The 14,914-nt window shown below is 69.9% G+C and carries 16 protein-coding genes; 1 reads left to right on the top strand and 15 read right to left on the bottom strand.

Going from position 1 to position 14,914, the window contains the following annotated elements; translation table 11 throughout:
- Positions 1 to 14: 14 nt before the first annotated feature.
- Positions 15 to 1,172 (bottom strand): sialidase family protein, encoded by a 1,158-nt coding sequence (locus ACWDU4_RS08365; RefSeq protein WP_450113414.1) that lies wholly within the window; start codon positions 1,170 to 1,172, stop codon positions 15 to 17.
- A 95-nt stretch (positions 1,173 to 1,267) separates the two neighbouring features.
- The gene (locus tag ACWDU4_RS08360; RefSeq protein WP_450113413.1) at positions 1,268 to 2,332 is read right to left on the bottom strand and encodes an alpha/beta fold hydrolase; all 1,065 of its coding nucleotides are present in this window, start codon (positions 2,330 to 2,332) and stop codon (positions 1,268 to 1,270) included.
- Positions 2,333 to 2,423: 91 nt separating this feature from the next.
- On the opposite strand from ACWDU4_RS08360, the gene ACWDU4_RS08355 reads away from it, so the two are divergent.
- Positions 2,424 to 3,254, top strand: a complete 831-nt coding sequence (locus ACWDU4_RS08355) for a hypothetical protein (protein WP_450113412.1) — start codon at positions 2,424 to 2,426, stop codon at positions 3,252 to 3,254.
- On the opposite strand, the gene ACWDU4_RS08350 is transcribed toward ACWDU4_RS08355, so the two are convergent.
- The 13 genes from ACWDU4_RS08350 to ACWDU4_RS08290 all read right to left on the bottom strand — a co-directional run bounded on the left by ACWDU4_RS08350 (position 3,227) and on the right by ACWDU4_RS08290 (position 14,765).
- A complete protein-coding gene (locus ACWDU4_RS08350) occupies positions 3,227 to 3,412 on the bottom strand; it encodes a hypothetical protein (protein WP_450113411.1) in 186 nt (61 codons plus the stop codon). The two genes, ACWDU4_RS08355 and ACWDU4_RS08350, sit on opposite strands and share 28 nt — an antisense overlap.
- Positions 3,409 to 4,308, bottom strand: a complete 900-nt coding sequence (locus tag ACWDU4_RS08345; RefSeq protein ID WP_450113410.1) for a hypothetical protein — start codon at positions 4,306 to 4,308, stop codon at positions 3,409 to 3,411. Before ACWDU4_RS08345 ends, ACWDU4_RS08350 begins: the two co-directional genes overlap by 4 nt.
- On the bottom strand, positions 4,305 to 4,565 hold the full coding sequence (locus tag ACWDU4_RS08340) for a hypothetical protein (RefSeq protein WP_450113409.1): 261 nt from the start codon (positions 4,563 to 4,565) through the stop codon (positions 4,305 to 4,307). The genes ACWDU4_RS08345 and ACWDU4_RS08340 overlap by 4 nt, the downstream gene beginning before the upstream one ends.
- Positions 4,566 to 4,722: 157 nt before the next feature.
- Positions 4,723 to 6,063, bottom strand: coding sequence for a phosphoglucosamine mutase (gene glmM, locus ACWDU4_RS08335; protein ID WP_450113408.1), 1,341 nt, complete (start codon positions 6,061 to 6,063; stop codon positions 4,723 to 4,725).
- A gap of 155 nt (positions 6,064 to 6,218) precedes the next feature.
- Positions 6,219 to 6,737: a 30S ribosomal protein S9 gene (gene rpsI / locus ACWDU4_RS08330; RefSeq protein ID WP_450113407.1), complete on the bottom strand. Its 519-nt coding sequence runs from the start codon at positions 6,735 to 6,737 to the stop codon at positions 6,219 to 6,221.
- Positions 6,734 to 7,177: a 50S ribosomal protein L13 gene (gene rplM, locus ACWDU4_RS08325; protein WP_450113406.1), complete on the bottom strand. Its 444-nt coding sequence runs from the start codon at positions 7,175 to 7,177 to the stop codon at positions 6,734 to 6,736. Before rplM ends, rpsI begins: the two co-directional genes overlap by 4 nt.
- A 196-nt stretch (positions 7,178 to 7,373) precedes the next feature.
- A complete protein-coding gene (locus ACWDU4_RS08320; RefSeq protein ID WP_450113405.1) occupies positions 7,374 to 7,574 on the bottom strand; it encodes a hypothetical protein in 201 nt (66 codons plus the stop codon).
- Between the two features lie 126 nt (positions 7,575 to 7,700).
- Entirely contained in the window at positions 7,701 to 8,333 is a 633-nt protein-coding gene (locus ACWDU4_RS08315) for a DUF305 domain-containing protein (RefSeq protein ID WP_450113404.1), read from the bottom strand.
- Positions 8,330 to 9,985 carry an LVIVD repeat-containing protein gene (locus tag ACWDU4_RS08310; protein WP_450113403.1) on the bottom strand — a complete coding sequence of 552 codons (1,656 nt, stop codon included), beginning with the start codon at positions 9,983 to 9,985 and terminating at the stop codon, positions 8,330 to 8,332. Before ACWDU4_RS08310 ends, ACWDU4_RS08315 begins: the two co-directional genes overlap by 4 nt.
- Positions 9,986 to 10,071: 86 nt before the next feature.
- On the bottom strand, positions 10,072 to 11,676 hold the full coding sequence (locus tag ACWDU4_RS08305; RefSeq protein WP_450113402.1) for a GMC oxidoreductase: 1,605 nt from the start codon (positions 11,674 to 11,676) through the stop codon (positions 10,072 to 10,074).
- 107 nt (positions 11,677 to 11,783) lie between these two features.
- Complete coding sequence (locus tag ACWDU4_RS08300) at positions 11,784 to 12,341, bottom strand: TetR/AcrR family transcriptional regulator (RefSeq protein ID WP_450113401.1); 558 nt, start codon at positions 12,339 to 12,341, stop codon at positions 11,784 to 11,786.
- A gap of 102 nt (positions 12,342 to 12,443) precedes the next feature.
- Complete coding sequence (locus ACWDU4_RS08295; protein ID WP_450113400.1) at positions 12,444 to 13,577, bottom strand: acyl-CoA dehydrogenase family protein; 1,134 nt, start codon at positions 13,575 to 13,577, stop codon at positions 12,444 to 12,446.
- Positions 13,578 to 13,586: 9 nt separating this feature from the next.
- Positions 13,587 to 14,765 (bottom strand): acyl-CoA dehydrogenase family protein, encoded by a 1,179-nt coding sequence (locus ACWDU4_RS08290; protein WP_450113399.1) that lies wholly within the window; start codon positions 14,763 to 14,765, stop codon positions 13,587 to 13,589.
- Between the last annotated feature and the right edge of the window lie 149 nt (positions 14,766 to 14,914).

Here is a 14,914-nt window from a genome sequence, read left to right as displayed (position 1 = left end):
CACCGGAACCCAGATCAGTTCGGACCCGCGGGACCCTTGCCGAATCGCGCAGTGCACACGCCGTCCTTCAGCGTGACCGCGATTTGCAGCAGGTTCGCTCCGCCGTCGACCGGCAGCAACGGCGAACTGTAGTTGGCGCACGTGTCGGCTTTCGGATCCTGGACGGGGACCGGCGCCGCGATCTCGAACCACGGGCCGATCCCGAAGTTGTCGTTGACGAGCAGCACCCGGCCGCTGCGTCCGTCCCGTTTGCCGTCCCGGTCGATCAGGGCCTGCCCGCCGAGCACCAGTCGGGTGCCGTTCGGTCCGCCCGCCAACGCCGTGAGGAACGGCGAGTGCTTGAGCATGCTGCCGTCGTCGGCGACCACCTGGACGCCCGGGTCGAAGGTGCCGTTGCCCCACCAGATCCCGGTGTCGGAGAACTTCAGATACGGCGTGCAGCGGTCGCCGCCCTGCTCACACATCTCGTGGGTGGACGCCAGACGCCCGTCCGGCAGGCGCGCGATGGTAGCCATGCCCGGACGCAGGCTCTGTTCGTCGTTGGCCTGCACCACGTGCCTGCCCCACCAGTTCACGCCGTCGAGGGTGGCCACCCGGCTCAGCACCTGCGAGTGGCGCGGGCGCTCGGTCTCGTCGGCGTAGTACAGCCACAGCAGGCCCGCGTCGACGGTGAACTCCGGTTCCCAGACGCCGCCGTCTCCCGAGGACCTCGCCGCGACGCCGAGGGGACTCCAGTTGCGGCCGCCGTCCGCGCTGGACCAGACCTTGATACCGACCTTCCGGTCGGTGCCTGCCAGATAGCCGACGGTGCCCGCCCACAGCAGGGTGCCCGCAGGCAGGAAGCCCACCTGCTGCGGCATCTCGAAGATGGTGGCGCAGCACTGGCCGCCGATCGCTTCGGGATCACGCACCGCACCGATCGGATGGAAGCTCACGCCCTCGTCGGTGCTCTCCATGATCTGCGTGAAGTCGCCCTGTGCGTCCCGTGTCGTCAGCGAGGCGACGATCGCCCCGGAGTCGAGCCGGACCAGGCGCGGATACTGTCCGACGCCGAGGACCGCGGGCTCCGGCTCGGCGGGTCCGGGCGGGGCGGCGACAGCACCGGTCGGCAGGGTGCCGACAGTCAGCAGGAGCAGGAACACCAAAGTCAAGACGCGGGCCGTTCGCCGCATGCGCACCGTCCTTACCGTGAGGAGGCGTCAGTCAAACAGAGGCGGCCCCTCGATTGCGGGGGTTCCGCGAAACTGGTCCCCGCCGGCGTGGATCGTCAGTCGCAGTCGGTCAGGAAGCGGGCGAATGCCGGCCACATGGTGTCGCGGGCGCTGCGCCCGGTGAGCACCCCGAGGTGACCTCCCGGATACACGCCGTAGCGCACGGCGGGCGCACCGCCGAGCAGGTCGGTCAGGTGCCGGACGGCGTGCTTCGGTGCCAGCCCGTCACCGCTGCCCGCGACGACCATCACCGGCACGTCGATCGCGTCCAGGTTCACCTGCCTGCCACCGATCTGCATGTGCCCGGTGGCGAACTCGTTGGACCGCATGACGACGTGATACAGCTGGCCGAAGGTCCGGCCCGGGTAGGCGTACATGCTGCTCATGAACCGGTCGACGGCCTCGATCTGCTCGAGGTGGTCGCGATCGTCCAGGTTCGCCAGCACCGTCCACGGCCGCGTGAGGTACTTGTCCACGCTCGCCGCCTTGAAGCCGAGACTGGTCAACGGCGCCGGGATCGTGCCGACGAGGCGGTACAGGGGGGCGACGGTGAACGGCCCGAACAACCGGTCCAGTGGACGCAGCGTCGCGAACAGCGGCACCCGACGCAGGTCGAACGGGCTCGCGATCGGTGTCAGCGATCGCAGCGGCAGACCGGGATGTGCCGCTGCGGCGTACACCGCGAAGATCCCACCGAGCGACCAGCCGGCCAGGTGTACGTCGGATCCGCCTGCATCGTCGCTGACCACCCGGACGGCGTCCGGCACAACGCCGTCGACCCAGTGCTCGAATCCACGGGAACGGTCCGCGAAGTTCACCGGCCCGTAGTCGACGACGTACACGTCCCGGCCGGTCTCCTTCAGGTATTCGACGAGACTGCAGCCGCGTCGCAGGTCGAAGGCGATCGACGTGGCGGCCAGCGGGGTGACGAGCAGGACCGGCGCGCCGGTGGCCTCGCGCTCGGTGGACCGGAAGCGGCGGATGGTCCGTTCCGCGTTCGTGTCGACGATCTCGGACTCGGTCGGACGCAGATCCGCCAGTCCGCCGGAGTCGATCCGGTCCCGGACGTTCACCACTGCCTGCGTCAGGTCCCGCGGTACCGGAACCGGAATGCCAAACACCCTGATCGTTTCCTCTCTCTGCCGCCGTTTCCGGCTGGGGACGACCCGGCCTTCGAACACCACGGCCCGGCAATCGGATACGGTCGTGCACGTGGCGCCGACTCCGAAGACCCTGGCCTCCCGTCTATCCAAGCGTGGACCCCATCCGGTGCTGCGCGGTGACCTCGCCTTGGCGGGTCTGCCCGGCGTGGTGTACACCCCCGCCGAGGGCTTCGGACTGCCCGCGGTCGTGTTCGGGCACGGTTGGATGACCGGCGCCGACCGCTACCGGGAGACCCTGACCCACCTGGCGTCGTGGGGAATCGTCGCGGCCGCCCCGGACACCCAGCGCTCTCCGGTCGCATCGCACCTCACGCTCGCCGCGGACCTGCGCAGTGCCGCCGACATCTGCACGGGTGTCCGGCTCGGTCCGGGCAAGATCAGCGTCGCGCGAGACCGGGTGGCGTTCGCGGGGCACGCGATGGGCGCCGGTGCCGCCGTGATCGCTGCCGCCGACCACGGCGCCCCCGCTGTGGCCGCGGTGTTTCCGGCACCGACGACGCCCCCGGCGGAGAAGTACGCGGCCCGCCAGTCCGGACCCGCGCTGATCCTGGCGGCCGCCGAAGACCTGGATTCGATGAACTGCAACGCCCGCTCCCTCGCCGCGGCCTGGGGTGGGCAGGCGATCCTGCGCGGAGTCGACAAGGCGTCCGGCAACGGGCTTCCAGAGGGCCGGGCCCTGCTCGGAGCCCTGGGTCTCGGCGGCTCGAAACGGAGTACCCAGCGCACCACCCGGGCCCTGCTCACGGGCTACCTGCTCTACCACCTGACCGGCGAGACGGAGTACGCACCGTTCGCGACCCCGGGCGTCGAGATCCCGCACACCACGCTGGTTTCCGAGGTCGAGGAGCCGCATCACACGAGCCAGCTGCTGCGCGGGTAACCGGCCCCACCGTCACCCGGGTCCACTTCACCCGTGGGCACGGACTCGGCCGGACGGGTGGGCACCGCCTCCCCCGCAAGGCGTTCGGCCTCCGCGCTCGCGCGCTCGGCTCGGTCGAGCGCCGCGGCCAGCACTGCCCGCAAGTCCTCGAGATTCACAGCTGTCCCGCAGCGGCCAGTTCCGCACCGGTTGCGGAGTCGCCGGGGAGATCCGCGGGCGGCACAGCGACCCGCGGACGATCGCGCTGCGGCACCGCGCCCGACCCGAATCCGAGCGCGCCGGGAACGTCGACCGGAGGGGGTATCGGAGGATCGGCCACGTCTGCGGGATCGGGCGGGGCCGGAGGATCGACCAGTCCCCTGAGCACCGAATCCTGTTGCACCCCGGGCTCTTCCTGCGGCACGTCACTTTCCCGAGGCACGGCGGCCTCCTGCGGGGCGGCGGCCTCCTGCGGGGCGGCGGCCTCCAGCGGCGCCGCACACTCCTGCGGCACGGCGACCTCCCGCGGCCCCGAGGCCGGGGTCTCGAGCCATTCGTCCGCCGCCGGCTCCACATCTCCGCCGACCGCGTCGAGCGCTTCCTCGACCACGGTTCGTGCCCCGTCGACGACGAGGTGAATCACCGCGAACAGGTCCGTCAGCGCGCTGCTGCGGGCCCGCATGTACGGCGCGACCGCGCTGTCGACCCGGCCCGGGTCCGGCCCGGCGCCGGGTCCGTCCCCGGCAACGGACCCGAGCCGCTCCACGAAGTCCGCCTGTGCCGCCAGCGCGTCGCGGATCAGGTCTGCGGCACCGTCGAGTGTCTCCGCCGCAGCCGCGACCGCCGCACAGTCCGCGCGGGCCCGGTCGAGTCGACGCCCCAGTGCGGCGAGCGCCGCATCGGCCGCCTCCCCCGCCCAGCCCGCGGCCAACCGTGCCACCGCGTGTTCCTGGGCGAGCAGGTGCGCCCGCATGACGGCGGCGGTGGAGCGGAAGACCTCGGCGTCGGCGTGCAGGGGTCCCGGGTCGACCGCGCGGTGCACCCGGTACCGACCCAGGCCGTCGTCGCGGCTCACGACCCCGACCGCCGCACGCTCGAGGCCGCGGCCCCGTCCTGCTCTGCGTAGCGATCCGCGGTGAGGGACAACCGGGCCGCATCCGCCCCGGTTCTCTGTGCCCACGCGCGCACCACGCTGGCCAGTCGCCCGTGGTCGTGCGTCACCGTCGCGTCCACGCGCTCGGCGAGGCGCATGAGTTCCGCTACCGAATCCATCAGCGCCGCGGCCACCGCGCGGACCGTCTCCTCGTCGAACTCCAGTTGACCGTCACCCACCTGAACCCCCGCTGTCGTATGGGGCGGCTCCGCTTCGCTGCGCGCCCGCCGACTACACCGTCACGGTGTCAGACGCAGCGGACCCCGCCTCGGTTCCGCGTGAACCGGAACAATCGGCGGACGTGGGAGGCGCGAGCGGGCGAGGACCGGTCGAGTTCTAGACCGAGGCGACCCGGTCGGCGAGACCGTCGGCCAGCGCGCGGGCGACCTCGATCTCGGTGGCCTCGACCATGACCCGCACCAGCTGCTCGGTCCCGGACGGGCGCAGCAGCACCCGGCCGGTGTCTCCCAGTCGGCGCTCGGCCTCGGCGACGGCGTCGAGTACCGAGGGTGCGACGGCGACCGCGGCCTTGTCGGTGACCTTCACGTTGACCAGCACCTGCGGCAGGGTCCGCATGACGGTCGCCAGCTCCGCGAGGGTCGACCGGGTCTGCGCCATCCTGCTCATCAGCCGCAGGCCGGTCAGCACGCCGTCCCCGGTCGTGCCGAATCCGGGCAGCACGACGTGCCCGGACTGTTCGCCACCGAGGCTGAAGCTCCCGGCGCGCAGTTCTTCGAGGACGTAGCGGTCACCGACGGCGGTGGTGCGGACCTCGATGCCCGCCTCGCGCATGGCGATGTGCAGGCCGAGATTGCTCATCACGGTCGCGACGAGGGTGTTGTCGGCGAGTTCGCCGGAATCGCGCATGGCGACGGCGAGGATCGACATGATGACGTCACCGTCGATGACCGAACCGGTCGCGTCGACGGCGAGGCAGCGGTCGGCGTCGCCGTCGTGGGCGATGCCGAGGTCGGCGCCGTGCTCGACCACCGCGGCCCGCAGGTCCTCGAGGTGCGTCGACCCGCAGCCGTCGTTGATGTTGTAGCCGTCCGGGGCGCTGTGGATCTCGACGACGGTCGCGCCCGCGGCCCGGTAGGCGGCGGGGCCGACGACGGATGCGGCGCCGTTGGCGCAGTCCACGACGACGGTCAGCCCGGTCAGCGGATGCGCTACCGCCGCCTCCAGGTGCGTGAGGTAACGCGAGGCGGCGTCGGTGGCCGTGGTGACCCGTCCGATCGCCGCGCCGGTGGGCCGCGGAATCAGGTCCCGGTCGGTGAGAGCCGACTCGATGCGGTCCTCGGACTCGTCGTCGAGCTTGTGGCCGCCGGCCGCGAAGATCTTGATGCCGTTGTCGGGCATGGGGTTGTGCGAGGCGGAGATCATGACGCCGAGCGCGGCGTCGTAGGCGCCGGTCAGGTGCGCGACGGCAGGGGTGGGCAGGACCCCGACGTCGATCACGTCGACACCGGCCGCGCACAGGCCGGCAGTGACCGCAGCGGCGAGCATCTCACCGCTGGCCCGGGGGTCGCGGCCGACGACCGCGGTCGGTCGGGGCGCGGCCCGCTCGGACAGCGCCAGCACCGAGGCGGCCGCCCCGGCAATCCGCAGCGCCAGCTCCGCGTCGAGGTCGGCGTTCGCCAGACCTCGCACACCGTCCGTACCGAACATTCGACCCATGAATCAGACCCCTTGCCGTTCTTGCTGTTTCCCGCGTGGTTGATTTCCTGCTGTTGCACTTCTACGCCAAGAGCAGGCGTCCGGTGTTGCGTGGACGCCTGCTCTCGGGTGAACAGGTCCCGGCACCCACCGCGAAAGGCGGGGCCGGTGGCGCATCAGCGCTTCGAGTACTGCGAAGCCTTGCGGGCCTTCTTCAGGCCGTACTTCTTGCGCTCGACGGCGCGGGCGTCACGGGTGAGGAAGCCGGCGCTCTTGAGGGCGGGGCGATCCTCGGGGGTGACCTCGATCAGGGCGCGGGAGATCGCGAGGCGCAGTGCGCCGGCCTGACCGGAGGGGCCGCCACCGTGCAGCAGCGCGGTGATGTCGAAGGACTCGGTCCGCTCGACGGTGACCAGCGGGGCCTTGATCAGCTGCTGGTGCACCTTGTTCGGGAAGTAGTCCTCGAGGGTGCGGCCGTTGAGCTTGAACTCACCGGTGCCGGGGGTGAGCCGAACGCGGACGACGGCCTCCTTGCGGCGACCCACGGTCTGGATCGGGCGGTCGATGTAGATCGGCGCGGCGGGAGCGACGGACTCCTCGGCCACGTACTCCTCGACGACCTCGGGCTCGGCGGCGAACTCCTCGACGACGACCTCGGCGGTCTCGACCTCGGGGGTCTCGTTCTGCTCGGTCACTGTGCCACCTGCTTGATCTCGAACGGAACCGGCTGCTGCGCGGCGTGGGGATGGTTCGGGCCTGCGTAGACCTTCAGCTTGCCGGCGATGGCGCGGCCGAGCTTGTTCTTCGGGATCATGCCGGTGACGGCCTTCTCCACGAGGCGATCGGGGTTCTTCTCCAGCACCTCGCCCACGGAGCGGGACTTGAGGCCACCCGGGTGACCGGAGTGGTGGTGCAGGAACTTGTCCGTGCGCTTGTTGCCGGAGATGGCAACCTTGTCGGCGTTGATGATGACGACGAAGTCGCCGCCGTCAACGTTCGGAGCGTAGGTGGGCTTGTGCTTGCCGCGCAGCAGGTTCGCTGCCTGGACGGCAAGGCGGCCGAGCACCACGTCGGTGGCGTCGATGACGTACCACTGGCGGGTCACGTCACCTGCCTTCGGAGCGTAGGTAGACACAGAACTTCCTCGTCATGTCGTATAACTGCTGGCCAGCGGGTACGGTCCGGATGCGTTCCCGGCGGCCAGTGGAGACCCGGGAACCCGCGCTACGAGCACAGCCGGCCACCGTGAAGTGGATTGGATGCGCGTCGTACCGTACGCCGACAGAAGACCTTACCGCCCAGGTCAGGGGCGGGTCAAAGTGGGGTGGGCCTCAGGAGGAGGTCTGGTCGAGGCGGCCGCGTGCCTCGGCCCGCAATTTCAGCAGATAGAAGCCGGACAGGGTGGCCACCACCAGCCAGACGACCGCCGCGACGACGTCGAGGGACCAGATGCCGACGGCTGCGCCGATCAGTCCGGCCAGGAACACAAGGGTCCCGACGATCTTCTTCGTGGGGGAAGGAATTGCGGCCATCGGAGAACACCTACCCGAACATTTTGGTGTCGCACGCACGCGCGCAGGGACAGCTCCGGAGACTACTGCCGTCAGCGACCGAGGTGTGGGAGGCGCGCGCAACCGAACCACACGAGTCGGCGACGATCAGGACAGTGGCTGGGCACCGCGCTGGGCCAGCATGACGCCCATCAGTCCCGCCTCCTGACTCTGCGACTGCATCATGTCGCGGGCGGTCTGCGCGACCGGTCCACCGGTCAGCAACCCGTCCGCGGCCCGCGCCATCGTCGCCCCGCCGACGTGATGACGCAGCATCAGCTGCAGGAACAGGATCTCGGCGTCGCGGCTCCGGGCGGTGGACAGGGCGTCGAGTTCGGCCATGGACGCCATGCCGGGCATCGGCCCGGATGCGGCGGCGGGCGTCACGTGGTGATGCTCCGAGGCACCGGCCATCCATGCCATCGGCGCCGTGTTCGTCGGCGCGGCCTCGGCGAGCGTGAGCCAGCCGTGCAGGGTGCCGAGCTCGATGCGCTGGGTGTCGCCGATCTGCCGGGCCAGCGCCGCGACGGCAGGATCGACGTCGGGGGCGAGGCGGTTCACCATCGCGAGTGCCTGCTGGTGGTGGGCGGCCATGTCCTGTACGAACCCGATCTCGACGTCGCTGAGCAGGGCGCCCTGCTCAGGAGACTCCGGCACCACGAGCGGCCGCAGCGCCGCCCCCACCACCAGCAACAGCAGTGCCAGCGAGGTGAGGGCGAGCGCGCGGACGAGTCGGGTCATGAGCCGACGGTCGACCGTTGGTCGGCGGGCGCCGTGTAGACGCGCTCGTCGAGCCGCAGGGTCATGAAGCCGTTGTCACTGCAGGAGACCCACAGCTCGTTCCCACGCCATTCCGGCGGGGAGGAGCACCAGTCGGTGGACAGGTCGCCGCCCAGGACCATGCCGGAGCGCGGCCCCGAGGCCTGCGCCGGGTCGAACTGTCCGCCCGCGACGGACTCGATCACGGCGGGCAGGCTGAGCGCCGGCACCCCGAGGAGCGAGGCGATCGCGTGGCTCGAATTCGGGAGATCGAGGGTGCGCCCGGTCATGGCCGGCGGGTTGTAGTAGCCGATCTCACGGACGTCGAACGGATCCCGCACGTCGAACACCCGGATGCCGGACGAGAACCAGCCGCACGCGAGGGCGGTCGGATTGTCCGGGCGGTCCGCGGCGCAGTAGTGCGATTCGTAGGCGAACAGTGACCCACCCATGCCGGACGCGATCTGGCTGTCGACGTTCTCCGGCAGGTTGATCTCCAGCTTGATCGCGTTCACGATCTTCGGGTTCGCGTCGGCGGCGACATCGATGATCTTGACTCCGCCGGAACCGCTCTCGTTCGCGGTGAACAGGTAGGGGTGGTCGTCGTAGGTGACGGGAATGCTGTGCTGGGTGGCCCAGCCGTCGGTCCACGACATCTTCGACAGCTGCGGCACCTGCGGGTTGGCGTCACGCCGCTGCACCGCGCTGGTGTCCAGGACGGTGAGGCCACCGAAGTTGTTCGACAGGTACAACCGGTTGCCGTCGGGACTGACACCGAACCCGTGCCCGGACAATCCGATCCAGCCCTGCCAGATCACCTTCGGGTTGGCGGGGTCGGCAAGATCGACCGCGCTGAGCACCCCCTCCGTACCCGACGTCCAGTACGTCCGGCCGTCCGGGGAGAATCCACCCTCGTGCGCGGTGATCGGCAGCGGCATCTGCAGGCTCGTGCCGGGCCCGGGATTGAGCAGCCGCGGATGGGCGCAGTCGGAGATGTCGTACACCGACAGCAGTCCGGCACCGAACAGCGCCGGGACTCCGGTGCCCACCAACAGCTTCCGGCCTGCGTGCACCTTGAGGCTCTCCCAGGTGCCCGCCACCATCGCGGGTTCCGTCAGCGCGACGGTCGGCACCGGGTTCGCCGGGTCAGAGACGTCGACGACCTGCACGCCCGGGGACGGCCCGAGAAGTGCACTCGGAAAGATCGAGCCCATGTAGGCGCAGTGGTCGTAGGCGGCGGAGACGATTCCGCTGCCCTGCCCGGCGTAGCCCCCGATCCGGGAGATGTTGCAGTTGTACCCCTGCGTGCTGCGGCCGCTGTCGCGATCCGCGGCCGGGACGTCCCCCTGCAGTCCCGTCTCGGGATGCGATCCCGGACCGCAGTCCGCCGTGGCGGCGGCGACCCGCGCGACGTCGTGATCCTCCAGGACCACCCCCGACGTGTCCGACACCGGGGCGGCGGCCACGTGACCCACCGGCAACAGCAGCGCCGCCGCCACTGCGACGACCAGGGATCTGCGCCGACGCACGGCTCCGCCGCTGCGAACCCGTGCGACTCCGCCGCTGCGAACCCGTCCGGCTCCGCCGGTGCGAACCCGTGCGGCTCCGCCGCTGCGTCCCGTTGTTCCCGACATGGCTCCCCCTCCATTTGGACGTCCGCGCCCGGACCGCACGGTGTTCTGCCCGGCACGGTGGGCGTGGTTGTACGAACGAGCTCCGGTCAGAAGACGGTGCCGACGTCGTTGGCGACCAGGTTGTCCATGGCACGCTCGGCGACCGCGGCGATGGTCATGGACGGGTTGCAGGCGGCGGTCGTACCCGGGATGAGTGCGCCGTCGAGAACGTACAGCCCGCGCTGGCCGTGGACGCGGCCGTCGAGGTCGCAGACGGTCCCCATGCTCGCACCGCCGAGCGAGTGCCAGGTCGAGTTGACGATCGCGTTGGTGTCGGTGAGCACGCTGTCCGGACCGGCGATCTTGTGCGCGGTCGGGCCGATGGCGCTGTTCTGGATGACCGAGTCCCCCTCGAACGGCCAGTGCAGCGTCGCCTCGTCCCGCGCGGAGTCGTACGCGAACCTGCCGCGTCCTTCGCTGACACCGAAGCCGACCATCATCGTGCTGTGCATGTCCAGCGAGATCGACGGGATCGACGCCTGGATGACGGTGTGCGCGCGGGTCGGGTCGTCCCAGTTGAGGCTGCCGTACACGACCGGTCCGCCCTGGGTGGCCCCGAATTCCTCGAACGGGTTGGTCCACACGTAGATCCGGTCGGCGTTGGTCCCCCAACCTCCGCCGAGTCCGTCGGGCAGGTCCGGGATCTGCCCGGTCGCCTGGGCCCGTACCAGCAGTTTGGTGGTGTTCACGCTGCCCGCCGCCATGATCAGCGCGTCGGTGGTGAGGACCTTGTTCTCGAGAACCGTTCCGTCGGTGTCGATCCGGTTGACGAGGACCCGCCATCGACCGCCCCCTGCGCGCTCGATACCTGTGACCTCGTGCTGGGTCTCGACCTTGACGTTGCCGGTGGCCTCGGCCGCCGCGATGTAGGTGACGTCGACGGAGTGCTTGCCGCCGTTGTTCACTCCCATGGCGCCGGAGCCGTCCGAGTAGGACGGGGCCATCTCGCCGCGCAGTTCGGCGAGCGCGTAGTTCCAGTCGATGGGCATCGGGATCTTCGACAGGGGCAGACCGGCGCGCCTGACGCGCTCGGCGAACACCCGAGGTGCGCGGTACGCATCCGTGTTGACGAGTTCGTCGGGAGCGGTCGCGAGTTGGAGCATCTTGGCGACACGCGGGTAGTGCACCCGGTTCATCAGCTGCCAGTCGAGCTCGTTCGGGAGGCACGAGTTGAAGACGGCCTCGGCGGGCTGCAGCGACATCCCCTGGTAGACCAGGGATCCGCCTCCCACACCCGCCGGGCACAGTGCGGTCATGTTCTCGCCGACGACCGCCTCGACCAGGCCGACGTACGGGTCGAATGCGACCGGCCTGCCGAACAGCTGAGGCGCGGAGCGGTACCACAGCAACCGCTTGTCGGGGGCGGTCGGACTCGGGAACGTCTTGGCGTTCGGACCCGTCGGCCAGCGAATCCCGCGTTCCAGCACCAGAACCGGCACGCCCGCCTCGGCGAGCCGGAGCGCGGCCACGCCGCCGCCGAATCCGGAACCGACCACCACCACCCGGTGTTCCTCCTGGGTGAGCGGCACCCGTCGAACCTGCGCGCCGATGCCCGTCGCGGTGGTCGCGGCCTGCGCGGCGGACGCTCCGGTCAAGGCGAATCCCGCTGCGGCTGCGGCGGTGAAGAAGGACCGACGGTTGATCCCGGACACAGAGCTACCCCCAGACTGCGAACGACAAATGGCCCCCGAGGATTGCGTGTTCCATGTCACGCCGGCCCACCGGGACGGCTAAAACTAGACACCTGCACGGGAAAGTGTCAAGGAGTTGCGGAAGATTTCAGTCCGGGTTCGATCCACCGGGTCAGGAAGGCGCGCAATTCGTCGTCGGTCCGTAGTTCGTCGTCGTCGAAACACACCACCGGCAGTCCGAGGTGCACGCCGATCTCCACGATGTCGTCGAATTGCGACGTGGCCTCCGGGAACAGCTCGGCGAGCGGCGCGATCAGCCCGCGCCCGACCTCCTTCGCCCGACTCATCGCCCCCGAGTCGAACAGCGGGTTGCTGGCCTCCGACCGCAGCAGGGTGATCAGGACGGGATCCGCCCGCACCGCACGCCGGGAGGCGACGATCAGCTCGACGACGTACTCGCAGGGGTTTCGAGAGGAGGTCAGGCCGGACTGGATCTCCCGCGCGACCTCCGTCAGGTGCCCGGCCATCGCCTGCGACACCAGGTTCTCGCGGGAACCGAAGATGGTGTAGATGGTCTGCCGGGTCACGCCGGCGGCGGAGGCCACGGACGCGATGGAAACGCCCCCGAAGCCTTCGGTGCCGATCGTCGCCAGTGTGGCGTCCAGGATCTTGTCTCTCGACCGCATCGCACCATTATCGCGGGCCGCACCGCGATCTCGGGGCAAGAACACCGAGGCCCCGCCGACCGGATGGTCGACGGGGCCGCCGTGCGAGGGGGAAATACGGTCCTACTTGGCGAGTTCGACCATCGTGTGGTCGGCAACCACACCGGCGAGCACCCGGAGGTGGTCGTCGGCGCTGCCCAGGGTGTGGCCGATCGCGGTCAGACGAGAGACGTAGTGGCCGACCGGGTACTCGGCGGTCATGCCGATGCCGCCGTGCATCTGGATCGCCTCGAGGCCGATGTGCCGGGCGGCGCGGCTGATCTGCAGCTTGGCACGCGAGGCGACGATCGGGTCGACGATGCCGTCCGCGAGGTTCATGGTGGCGTACAGGCTCATGCTGGAGGCCAGCTCGAGCTCGACGTACATGTCGGCGGCCCGCTGGGTCAGCGCCTGGAACCTCGCCAGCGGGACCCCGAACTGCTTGCGCTGCTTGAGGTATTCGGTGGTGAGACGGAGGGTCTCCTCCATCGCACCGACCGCTTCGGCGCACAGTGCGGCCTGGGTGCGCACCTGCGCGGCCGTGATGGCTGCGGACGCGTCGCCGCCCTCGCCGAGCTGTTCGGCGGGAGCGTCGGCGAGCTCGATCTGCGCGGCACGCAGGTCGTCATGCGTCGCGTACGGCTTGCGGGTGACACCGGCCGCGCCTGCGGCGACCAGGAACAGCCCGACACCGCCGCCGGGGAGGACGGCGCTGACGACGAGCGTGTCGGCGCAGTCGCCGTGCAGCACGGGGTTCTTGGTGCCGGTCAGGGTCCAGCCGTCACCGGCCTTGGTGGCCTTGGTCGAGACGACCTCGTGCGGCCAGCGGCTGCCGGGCTCGGCGTGCGCAAAGGCCAGCAGCGCGGTGCCCTCGGCGAGCGCAGGCAGGATCTTGGCGCGCTGATCGGCGGACCCGACCTCGGCAACCAGTCCGCCCGGGGTGACGACTCCGTCGAGGAACGGCTCCGGCGCGAGGGCCCGGCCGATCTCGTTCATCACGGCCATCGTCTCGACCGGTCCGGCCCCCATGCCGCCGTCCTCCTCGGAGAACGGCAGACCGAGCAGGCCGATCTCGGCGAGCTTGCCCCACACGTCGTCGCTCCAGCCCTTGCCCTCGGCTGTGACGGCGTTGCGCTTCTCTGCGTCGTAGCTGCGGCTCAGCAGTTCACGGGTGGTGTCCCGCAGCATGACCTGCTCGTCATTGAGTTCGAAATCCATGGCTGCTACTCACAATCCGAGAATCGAGGAGGAGATGATGTTGCGCTGAACCTCGCTCGATCCGCTGTAGATGGACACCTTGCGGTAGTTCAGGAAGACCGGGGCGCTGCGCTGCGCCCAGGCCGGGGAGGCGATGTCGTCGCCGGCCTCGAACGCCAACGAGTCGGGACCCGCCACGTCCATCAGCATCTCCGTGGTGGCCTGCTGCAGCTCGGAGCCACGCAACTTCAGCAGCGACGACGCCGGGTTCGGCTTGCCGTCGGCGGAGGCCGCAACCACGCGCAGCTGGGTCAGCTCCAGCGCGACGAGCTCGTTCTCGAGCTCGGCGAACCGGGCGGCGAACAGCGGGTCGTCGAGCAGCGAGCCGTCACCGACCCTGGTCTCGGCGGCGTACTTCTTGGCCTTGGCCAGTCGCGCCTTGCTGGCACCGGTGCGGGTGACGCCGGTGCGCTCGTTGCCGAGCAGGAACTTCGCGTAGGACCAGCCGGCGTTCTCCTCGCCGACGAGGTTCTCGGCGGGGACGCGCACGTCCTCGAACCAGACCTCGTTCACCTCGTAGCCGCCGTCGATCAGCTTGATCGGGCGGACGGTGATGCCCGGGGTCTTCATGTCGATGAGCAGGAAGGAGATGCCCTGCTGCCGCTTCGGCGCGTCCGGATCGGTGCGCACCAGGCAGAAGATCCAGTCGGCGTGCTGACCGAGCGTGGTCCAGGTCTTCTGACCGTTGACGATCCAGCTGTCCCCGTCGCGGACGGCGCGGGTCTTCAGCGACGCGAGGTCGGAGCCGGCCTCCGGCTCGGAAAAGCCCTGGCACCACCAGATGTCGAGGTTCGCGGTGCCGGGGAGGAACTTCTCCTTCTGCTCCTGCGAGCCGAAGGCGGCGATCACGGGGCCGACCATGTCGGCGTTGAACGCGAGCGGGTCCGGCACGGACGCGAGCTGCATCTCGTCGCGGTAGATGTGCATCTGCACCGGGGTCCAGTTCCGGCCACCCCACTCGGCGGGCCAGTGCGGGACGGCGAGACCGTTGGCGTTCAGGATCTTCTGGGTGGCGACGAAATCCTCACGGGTGACTTCACCGCCACCACCGGCGGCCCGCTCGCGGATCTCGGCGGGGATCTGCGTGGTGAAGAACGTCCGCAGTTCGTCGCGGAACTGCAGTTCCTCGTCGGTCAGTTTCAGATTCATGGCGTGCTTTCTGTGTCAGATCGAGGGCCGGCCCCTGTTCGCCGAACAGGGGCGGTGGCCACATTCCGCCTGCCGGTGAGCGCCAGAACTAAGCGCTCGCTCATTATATAAGCGCATGCTTATACTTACCCGGTGAACGGCCGTTGTCA

The sequence above is a fragment of the Rhodococcus sp. NPDC003348 genome (genome assembly GCF_053589375.1).
This window is presented reverse-complemented; position numbering and strand designations above follow the sequence as displayed.

Coding starts and splice junctions, on each gene's coding strand:
- ACWDU4_RS08300 (WP_450113401.1), bottom strand. CDS start 12,341: ATGCGGTCGAGAGACAAGATCCTGGACGCCACACTGGCGACGATCGGC.
- glmM (WP_450113408.1), bottom strand. CDS start 6,063: ATGGGTCGAATGTTCGGTACGGACGGTGTGCGAGGTCTGGCGAACGCC.
- ACWDU4_RS08295 (WP_450113400.1), bottom strand. CDS start 13,577: ATGGATTTCGAACTCAATGACGAGCAGGTCATGCTGCGGGACACCACC.
- ACWDU4_RS08290 (WP_450113399.1), bottom strand. CDS start 14,765: ATGAATCTGAAACTGACCGACGAGGAACTGCAGTTCCGCGACGAACTG.
- ACWDU4_RS08365 (WP_450113414.1), bottom strand. CDS start 1,172: ATGCGGCGAACGGCCCGCGTCTTGACTTTGGTGTTCCTGCTCCTGCTG.
- ACWDU4_RS08315 (WP_450113404.1), bottom strand. CDS start 8,333: ATGACCCGACTCGTCCGCGCGCTCGCCCTCACCTCGCTGGCACTGCTG.
- ACWDU4_RS08320 (WP_450113405.1), bottom strand. CDS start 7,574: ATGGCCGCAATTCCTTCCCCCACGAAGAAGATCGTCGGGACCCTTGTG.
- ACWDU4_RS08310 (WP_450113403.1), bottom strand. CDS start 9,985: ATGTCGGGAACAACGGGACGCAGCGGCGGAGCCGCACGGGTTCGCACC.